Below are 8,140 nucleotides of genomic sequence, written 5' to 3'. Positions count from 1 at the left end.
GCCTCGATCGGCGTGATGATCGCGGTGCCGTCCCGGCCCACCGACGGGTCCAGTCCCGCTCGCCGCAGCGCCGCGCACCCGGCCTCCGGGTCGCCGCCGTGCGGCGGGACGACGGTCACGGTGCGCTGCCCGACGCGTGCTTTGAGCTCCGCTGCGGAGCCGCTGGCGACGATCCGCCCGGCCGAGAGCACCGTGATCGTGTCCGCCAGCCGATCGGCCTCGTCCAGGTATTGCGTGGTCAGCAGGACGGTGGTGCCCTCGGCGACCAGCCCGGAGACGATCTCCCACATGGCTCGCCTGCTGGTCGGGTCCAGCCCGGTGGTCGGCTCGTCCAGGAAGATCACTTCGGGGTTGCCGACCAGCGAAGCCGCCAGGTCCAGGCGCCTGCGCATCCCGCCCGAGTAGGTCCTGGCCTGCCGTCCGGACGCCTCGGTCAGGTCGAACGCGGTGAGCAGCTCGTCGGCGCGCGCCTTGGCCCGCGAGGTGTCCGCGCCGAGCAACCGGGCCAGCATGGTCAGGTTCTCCCGCCCGCTGAGCCGCTCGTCGACCGCGGCGAACTGGCCGGTCAGCCCGATCCGTTTGCGCACCTCCTTCGGCTGCGCCGCCACGTCGAACCCGGCGACGCGGGCGGTGCCCGAACCGGCCGGCTGCATCGCGGTCAGGATGTTCACCAGCGTCGTCTTGCCCGCACCGTTGTGCCCGAGCAGGCCGAGCACGCTGCCCTTCGGCACCTGCAGGCTCACCGACTCCAGCGCGGGCACCGAGCCGAACCGCTTGCCCACGTCGACGGCTTCGATCATCGCCGCGTCCGGTTCCGGATCGAGCGCGGATCGGACGGTGCGGGCGGTCGTGAACACGGTCATGGGTCGGATTCCCCGTTTCTCGTCGTGTGTCCCAGCAAACCGGGTCGCCGCGAGGTGCAGCATGGGACAGTCCGAGTCCCGCACCAAGGGGCTTAACACCGGAAGACTCGTGGTACGACCAGATCGGCGTTCGGAATCCGCCCACGACACTAGTGATTCTGCCATTTGCGGCGGAATACGGTGCGGCCATGCGAGTGCTGTTCGCGGTTTCCCCGTGGCCGGGCCACTACTTCCCGATGGTTCCGCTGGGATGGGCGTTGCAGGCCGCCGGGCACGAAGTTCGGGTGCTGTGCAACGAGTCCGATGTGGACCCGGTTGCGCGGGCCGGGCTGACGCCCGTGCCGCGGCTGGCGAGCCTGGACCTGCTGCGCGGGGCGCGGCTGATCAACCTGCTCACGGCATTGCGCGGCGGCTGGCCGTACCCGGAGCCGCCGCTGCACCCGGACACCGCGGAGCCGGTCGACTTCGCAACGTTCGATTTCGCGGCGTGGCACGAGAAATTACGTCCGGAGATGCTCGCGAACGCCACCCGCAGCACCGACGCGGCCGTGGCCTTCGCCCGTGAATGGCGGCCGCAGATCGTGGTGCACGACATGGAGAGCTTGGAAGGGCCGCTGGTCGCGAAGATGACCGGCGCACCCGACGTGCTCCAGCTGTGGGGCCCGTTCGGCACAGCCGACGATTACGGCGAGGCGCCGGACGGGCACGCACCGGTGGATACCAGTGCCGCCTTCGAGCGCTACGGCCTCGGCGAGATGGGGTTCCACCACATCGATCACGTGCTGGACCCGTGCCCGCCGCAGCTTCGGCCGCCTTACGAAGCTGCGGCCGTTCCGAGTCGCTACATCCCGTACAACGGTCCGGGCAGCGTTCCGGGCGATATCCTGCCGTGTGGCGCGAAACCGCGGGTGTGCGTGGTGTGGGGCCGCTCGGCGACCCGCACGTTCGGGCCTGTTGTGAACAAGATGTCTCAGGTCGTTCAGGCCGCGAACGCGGCGGGCGCGGAGGTGCTGCTGCTTTCCTCACCCGCCGACGCCGCGGCGGCCGGACCGTTGCCGGACGGTGTGATCGTGCGCTCCGACGTGCCGCTGAGCTTGGTGTTGCCGGAATGCGCTGCGGTGGCGCATTACGGCGGCGGGGGAGTGAGCATGACCTCGCTGGTGGCCGGAGTGCCGCAGCTCGCATTGCCGTGCGGGTACGACCAGCCGGTGATGGCCGGGCGGTTCAGCGCGGCCGGTGCCGGGCTGGACATTCCGAACCACGCGGCGGAGGTCGACGGGCTCAAGGCCGCTTTCGGTCGCCTGCTGGAGGAATCGTCGTTCACCGAATCCGCCCGCGAGCTCGCCGCGGCGGCCGCATCGCTGCCCGCACCGTCCGATGTGGTCGGCAAGTTGGAAGCCCTGGCGCGCGACTGAACCCTCAACCGCTGAAGACGACGGCGTCTTGCACGAAAGCGCTCAGGTAGCGGTCCAGGAGATCGTCTAGGTAGCCCGTACCGAAGTCGTGCGCGGCGAACTCGGGCACCAGCCTGCGCAACTTCGCGGTGTCGACCACAGTGCGCTCCGGCGGTCGGGGCACGGTGCGGCGCTCGGCGCGGACGTCCATCCGGGATTCGATACCGTCCACGATGTCCGGGACCGCGATCGGGCGGCCGGACGCGATATTCAAGACGTCATTGCGGATTCCCCGCCGCAGCAACACATCGAGTGTCGGTGCAACGTGCCGAACGTCCAGCAGGTCCCGGTATGCGCCCGGCTGCACGGCCACCGCGCCGGAGAGAACTCCGCGGGTCAACGCGGGTAGCAGCTGGTCCGGCTGCTGACCGGCACCGACGAGGTGGGTGAGCCGCAGGATCAGGTAGGGCGCGCCGGACAGCGCGCACACCCGCTCCAGCGCGAGCTTGTGCCGCCCGTAGACGGTGCGCGGGAAGACCGGGCCGTCCTCGGTGCCCGGCGAGCCCTCCGCGCCGTAGACCCCGGAAGAGGCGGTGGACAGGAACACCGCGGTGCGCCGCTGCTCCCGGCATCGCCGCAGCACCTCCGCGACGAGCTCCGCTTCCCGGTCGAAAGCGGCGAAGTCGGTGCTGGCCGCCGTGGAGACCCCGGCAGCGATCACGGTGACGTCCGGGTAGCGCGCACCGAAGTGCGGCGCGAGATGGCGGGCGAGGAAGCCGCGGCCGACGATCTCCACTTCAGGCCGCCTCGACCCGCACGGCGCGCTCGCGCACCTCGTCCACCAGCGCGGCCAACGCGTCCGCAGCCGCCACCCAGCGCTTTTCCTCCGGCGTGCGCTGTTGCACGGCTTGCGCGAACGAGCCAAGCGAGGTGCGGAACTGGTGCGCCGGCGGCAGCACGATCTCCTCGGCGTAGTCCTGCTCCTCGATGCGCAGGACCGGCTGGTGCTGCGGCGGCGGGGTGAACGCCCGATCGAGGCCGAGCCACGCCGTGCCGCCCCAGAGCGCGTAGCGGGCTCGGTAGCTGTGCTCGAAGCCGAACTCGAGGTTGGCGAAGACCCCGGAGTCCGCGGTCAGCAACACGTTTCCGGCCACGTCGACATTGGACGAAGCATCCATTCGCAGCGTCGCGCCCACCAGCGACAGCGACGGCCCGAGCAGCAGCAGCGCCGCCCGCAACGGGTACACGCCGACGTCGAGCAACGCGCCGCCACCGAGTTCGGCGGAATACCGGATGTCTTCGCCGGGCAGCGGCGGAATGCCGAACGTCGCGGTAAAAGTCCGAAGCGGACCGATGCGTCCCTGGTCGAGCAGTCGGCGAACGTGGTCGTGCACGGGATGGTGCAGGAAGGCGAAATTCTCCCGCAGCACGAGGCGCTTCTCGTCCGCTAGCGCGGTCAGCTCGCGAGTTGCCGCCGCGCTGCCGGTCAGCGGCTTCTCGCACAGCACGTGCTTACCCGCGTCCAGCGCGCGCCGCGTCCACTCGTGGTGCAGCGAATTCGGCAGCGAGAGGTAGATCGCGTCGATGTCCGGATCGGACACCAGCGACTCGTAATCCGTCGCTGTGGCACCGAATTCGGCGGCGAAGCGTTCGGCCTTCTCCCTGGTTCGGCTGGCGACCGCGGTGGTGACCAGCTCCGGCACCTCCGCGGCCGCGGGCAGGCTCCGGCGCCGGGCGATCGCCGAGCATCCGAGCACACCCAGCCGAACCGGGCTCATGACAACCCCCGCAAGCAAGCGATCAGGCTGCGCGCCTGCACGTTGACGTAGTGGCTGTGCTTGAGCAGCTCGGTGAGCTGGTGCAGCGTGAGCCACCGGAAGTCCGGCAGATCGTCCGCGGTGCAACCGGGTTCCACCTCGATGATCTGGTACCGGTTCCGGGCCTGGTGGAACCGGCCGCCTTCCTCGGACAGCTCGGTGTCGAACAGCACCCGCTCGGCGCGCCGGTGCAGCACCGCGTCCAGGAACGGTGGCCGGTAGTCCACGCCCAGCCGGTCGTAGTTCTCCGGGGTGCACTGCACGGTCGGTGCCAGCTCCACGACGTCGAGGTAACCGGGTTCGACCCTGGCGTTGACCAGCGCGTGCAGCACGCCGTCCACTCGTTTGACCAGCAGCGCCACCATGCCGATGCCGTGCGGGCGCAGCAACGGCTGGGTCCAGCCGGTCACCTCGCGGCTGTTCGAGCGCACGTCCACGGCCACGATGCTGAAGAAGTTGTGCTCGTCGTGCCGGATCTCGTCCGGGGTGCGGCGCCAGCCGCGGACCGCGCCGAGCGGGATCAGGTCGGCGCGGACCTGGTGCTCGGCGTGCTGCGCCGTGATCCAGCTGCGCACCTCGGAGGTGGTGTGCAGGCTGCCCGCGGCCGGATCGCCGGAACCGGCCAGCGCGGCGCCCAACGAGTCCGAAGCGGACCCCTCGGCGGCCCCCTCGAACCCGCCGGGAAAGCAGGAAAGGACCGTCCGCGCGTCCATGTTCACCAGGTTCTCCTCGGCGAGCAGCGCGTGCAGCTGCCCGAGCGTGACCCAGCGGAAGTCTTCGTGCTCCGGCAGTGGCTCGCGCACCTCCACGACCATGTTCCGGTTGCGCTTGCGGTAGAACCACGAACCCTGCTCGGACTGCAGCACGTCGGCGAGCACGTTGCGCTCCGGCGCGTGCCGGAAGTGCTCCAGGTACGGCACCGCGTTGCCGTGGTGCACCCGCTGATAGTTGCTGCGGGTGGCCTGCACGGTCGGGGACAGCTGGACGCCGTTGACGTTGCCGGGCTCGGTTTTCGCCTGCATCAGGCAGTGCAGCACGCCATCGATCTCGCGCACCAGGATGCCGAGGATGCCGATCTCCGGCTGGTTGATGATCGGCTGGGTCCAGCCGGTCACCGGACCGTGATCGCTGCGCACCCGCAACCCCTGGATGCGGAAGAACCGCCCGGAGTCGTGCGCGAGGTCGGCGGTGGCGTCGTCGAAGCGCCACTTGTGCAGGTCCGCGAACGGGATCCGTTCGACGTGGTGCAGCTGGGCGGCGCCGCGCTCGGCGATCCACGCGCGTAGCTGCCGCATCGGCACCGCGGCGTCCTGCACGGTGCGGGCCGAGCGCGCCAGCCGGTGCGGCAGCGTCGTGTCCGGTTTGCGCAGCAAACCGGTTCCAGCCGGAGGCGGCATGGGATCTCCTCAGCGCGGTCGGTGCCGGGGACCCCATACCTATCGCGGAAAAAGTAGGCGAAACCCCAATCCGCGCGCCCAGGCCGGGCGGCCTCGAAATTCGCGGACGGACTGATCGACTTGCACTAGAGTGGCGTGCCGGAGCACGAGACGCACGGACGCTCAGGAGGGAACCGATGCACGCCAAAGCCCAGCGAGTCGCCGACACGTTGGAAAACCTCGGTGTCCGCACCGAGGTCCGCGAACTCGACAGCAGCACCCGGACTTCCCAGGACGCGGCGGACTCGATCGGCACCACCGTCTCGCAGATCGCGAAGAGCCTGCTGTTCCTCGCCGGAGAACAGCCGGTGCTGGTGATCGCCTCCGGCACGAACCGGGTTTCGGTCGACGCGGTCGGCGAGCTGCTCGACGCCGAGCTTACCCAGCCGGACGCCAAGACGGTGAAGAAGCGGACCGGCTACAGCGTCGGCGGGGTTCCTCCGGTCGCGCAGAACGAACCGGCCACCGTGGTCATCGACGAGGACCTGTTCCGGTACGAGGTCGTATGGGCCGCCGCGGGCACGCCGAACGCGGTGTTCTCGGTGCCTCCGGACGAGCTGCGGCGGGTCACCGGCGGCACGGTCGCCAAGGTCGCCGGGTAGGTCGGCAGCGGTGCGATCAGCAGAACGGCGGAGGGCATGACCGGCGCGCACGACGACCGGGTCCGGGAGCAGTTCCGGCTGCAGGCAGGCACGTTCACCGACACCGGCTTCGCCACCAGCGGCCTGGACTGGATCGTCGACCAGCTCGATCCGCGGGAGGGCGAACAGGCGCTGGACGTGGCCTGCGGCGCCGGGCACCTCGGCCGCGCGCTCGCGCCGCGGCTCGGGCACGTCAGCGCGATCGACCTGACGCCCGAGATGCTGGCGCAAGGCGACCGGCTGGCGCGGGCCGAGGGACTGCGCAACATCACCTTCGCCCGCGGCGACGCGACGGCCCTGCCCTGGCTGGACGCCCAGTTCGACCTGGTGGCCTGCCGCATCTCGCTGCACCAGGTCGCCGACCCGGCGGCGGTCGTGCGCGAGATGGCCCGCGTGGCCCGCGAAGGCGGCCGGATCGGCATCACCGACATGGTCCTCGAAGCTCCGGAACTCGCCGCGGAGAACACCCGCGTGGAGCGGCTGCGCGATCCGAGCCACAACCGCACCCGCACGGTCGAAGAGATCCACCGGATGCTCACCGAAGCCGGGGCGACCGTGGTGTCCACGACGACCAGGGACAACCCGCTCGACGTCGAAGACTGGATGTCGCGCAGCGGCACTCCCGAGCAGGACCGCGCCGAGATCCACCGCACCTTCGACGCCGAACTCGCAGGCGGCACGCCGACGGGCCTGCGCCCGCAAGGCCCCGCGGGCGACCGCACCCTCACGCACGTCTGGGGAACCGTCGTCGCGACGCGGTAGATCCGCGGAGCCTCACACAGCCGGAACCCCACGGGCTTCCCGCCGGAGTCGGCGCGCTGGTTCCGGTTCGCGATGCTGGCGCCGGGCGGTCGCTGCGGGCGACTCGTGCGGGGGCGCCGTTCATTTGCATGTGACCGTGCGACGAATCCGAATATTTGCCATGAATGCTGAATATTTGCGCGCTATCTGATCGTGCCGGATGGAGTGTGCACAATTGCGGGAATCGCTCGTCGGTAGCAGTTGCAGGACGGAGTTTTGGGCTCGAAATTAACCGCAACGGAGCAGCGGTAGCCTTTTCCGGTGATGGTGGTGGACCTTTCACCATCATCTGGATAATATGAGGAAGCCAATTCGGCATTCCACGAAAATCCGGAAGGGAGTGTTTTCATGGAGCTCATGGACGAATTCGAGGAGATCACCACGAAGGACACCGAGGCGGTGCCGATCAGCTCCTCGTCCTCCTTCGCCGTCGACGAGTCGGGCGACGACGAGGAATGACGGGCGCACGCGGCTGACGCGGGTCGCCGCAATGCCAGGGCTCCGCAGGCCGGGTGCGAACTCGGCCTGCGGTCTCCGAAACGCGCCGGCTTCTGCTCGGCTGATCAGGGCGTTGGGCCCTGTTGCCGAGTCTGCAGCGGGTGCGCAATCGTGGGCATCCCCTGATTCGGCGCGGCACTGGAGTCCGCACGGCACCGGAGCACGGCACCCGAGTCCGCACAGCACCGGATGAGGTGAAGGATTGAGCACGTCGCATTCGTCGATGGTTCCGCGCGCCGATGTGCGCTTCCGCTGGCACGGGCGCTATTTGTACGTGTGCAGCAGCAGCGGCGCGCTGCGCGTTCCGGTCGCCGCCCGGGAAACGACCCCGGAAGCGGCGGAAAGGGGAGCCGCGGAAAGGGGAACGGCGGGACCGGAGGTGCCGCGGGCCGGCGCAACGGCGGAGGTGGCGTGGTGGGAACTCCCGGAAAGCACCCTCGCCGGGCTCGCCGAACGCGGCTTGATGGTGCCCGCCGATCAACCGCTGCGCAGGCACCTCGCCTACGAGCCTCCGCGCGCGCAAGCCGGAGCGGTGCGGGTGCTGGGCGATGACCAGCTGAGCACCTCGATCGCATCGTCCCTGCGGAACAACGGGGTCGCGACGACCTGCGACGCGGCGGCCCGCGACGGGACTGCCCGCGACGCGACGGGCCGCGACGGGACGGATGGCCGCCCCGCGCAGGCTTGGGT

8 protein-coding genes are annotated in these 8,140 nt (G+C 70.0%); 4 read left to right on the top strand and 4 right to left on the bottom strand.

The features are described 5' to 3' along the window. Window positions 1–800: ABC transporter ATP-binding protein (locus IJH84_RS08740; protein WP_295142495.1), on the bottom strand; the 800-nt coding region annotated here is incomplete at its 3' end. Between the two features lie 251 nt (window positions 801–1,051). Between IJH84_RS08740 and IJH84_RS08735 the strand changes: the two genes are divergently transcribed. Beyond that, window positions 1,052–2,278: a nucleotide disphospho-sugar-binding domain-containing protein gene (locus IJH84_RS08735; RefSeq protein WP_295142492.1), complete on the top strand. Its 1,227-nt coding sequence runs from the start codon at window positions 1,052–1,054 to the stop codon at window positions 2,276–2,278. 4 nt (window positions 2,279–2,282) lie between these two features. On the opposite strand, the gene IJH84_RS08730 is transcribed toward IJH84_RS08735, so the two are convergent. Genes IJH84_RS08730 through IJH84_RS08720 form a run of 3 tightly spaced genes read right to left on the bottom strand, consistent with a single transcriptional unit; the run spans window position 2,283 to window position 5,471 of the window. Then, a complete protein-coding gene (locus tag IJH84_RS08730) occupies window positions 2,283–3,053 on the bottom strand; it encodes an NAD(P)-dependent oxidoreductase (protein ID WP_295142489.1) in 771 nt (256 codons plus the stop codon). Window position 3,054: 1 nt separating this feature from the next. Then, window positions 3,055–4,035, bottom strand: coding sequence for a Gfo/Idh/MocA family oxidoreductase (locus tag IJH84_RS08725; RefSeq protein WP_295142486.1), 981 nt, complete (start codon window positions 4,033–4,035; stop codon window positions 3,055–3,057). Next, window positions 4,032–5,471, bottom strand: a complete 1,440-nt coding sequence (locus IJH84_RS08720) for an NDP-hexose 2,3-dehydratase family protein (protein WP_295142483.1) — start codon at window positions 5,469–5,471, stop codon at window positions 4,032–4,034. The genes IJH84_RS08725 and IJH84_RS08720 overlap by 4 nt, the downstream gene beginning before the upstream one ends. Before the next feature lie 176 nt (window positions 5,472–5,647). Here IJH84_RS08720 and IJH84_RS08715 point away from each other — a divergent pair, with 176 nt between their 5' ends. From IJH84_RS08715 to IJH84_RS08705, 3 genes are all read left to right on the top strand, one after another. Then, on the top strand, window positions 5,648–6,112 hold the full coding sequence (locus IJH84_RS08715) for a YbaK/EbsC family protein (RefSeq protein WP_295142481.1): 465 nt from the start codon (window positions 5,648–5,650) through the stop codon (window positions 6,110–6,112). A gap of 36 nt (window positions 6,113–6,148) precedes the next feature. Beyond that, the gene (locus tag IJH84_RS08710) at window positions 6,149–6,913 is read left to right on the top strand and encodes a methyltransferase domain-containing protein (RefSeq protein WP_295142479.1); all 765 of its coding nucleotides are present in this window, start codon (window positions 6,149–6,151) and stop codon (window positions 6,911–6,913) included. Between the two features lie 739 nt (window positions 6,914–7,652). After that, on the top strand, window positions 7,653–8,140 hold a 488-nt coding region (locus IJH84_RS08705), incomplete at its 3' end, for a hypothetical protein (RefSeq protein WP_295142477.1).

The sequence above is a fragment of the Saccharopolyspora sp. genome (assembly GCF_017434145.1).
Lineage (GTDB): Bacteria > Actinomycetota > Actinomycetes > Mycobacteriales > Pseudonocardiaceae > Saccharopolyspora_C > Saccharopolyspora_C galaxeae.
The sequence above is the reverse complement of the archived record's forward strand: the minus strand, read 5'-3'. Positions and strand labels throughout refer to the sequence as shown.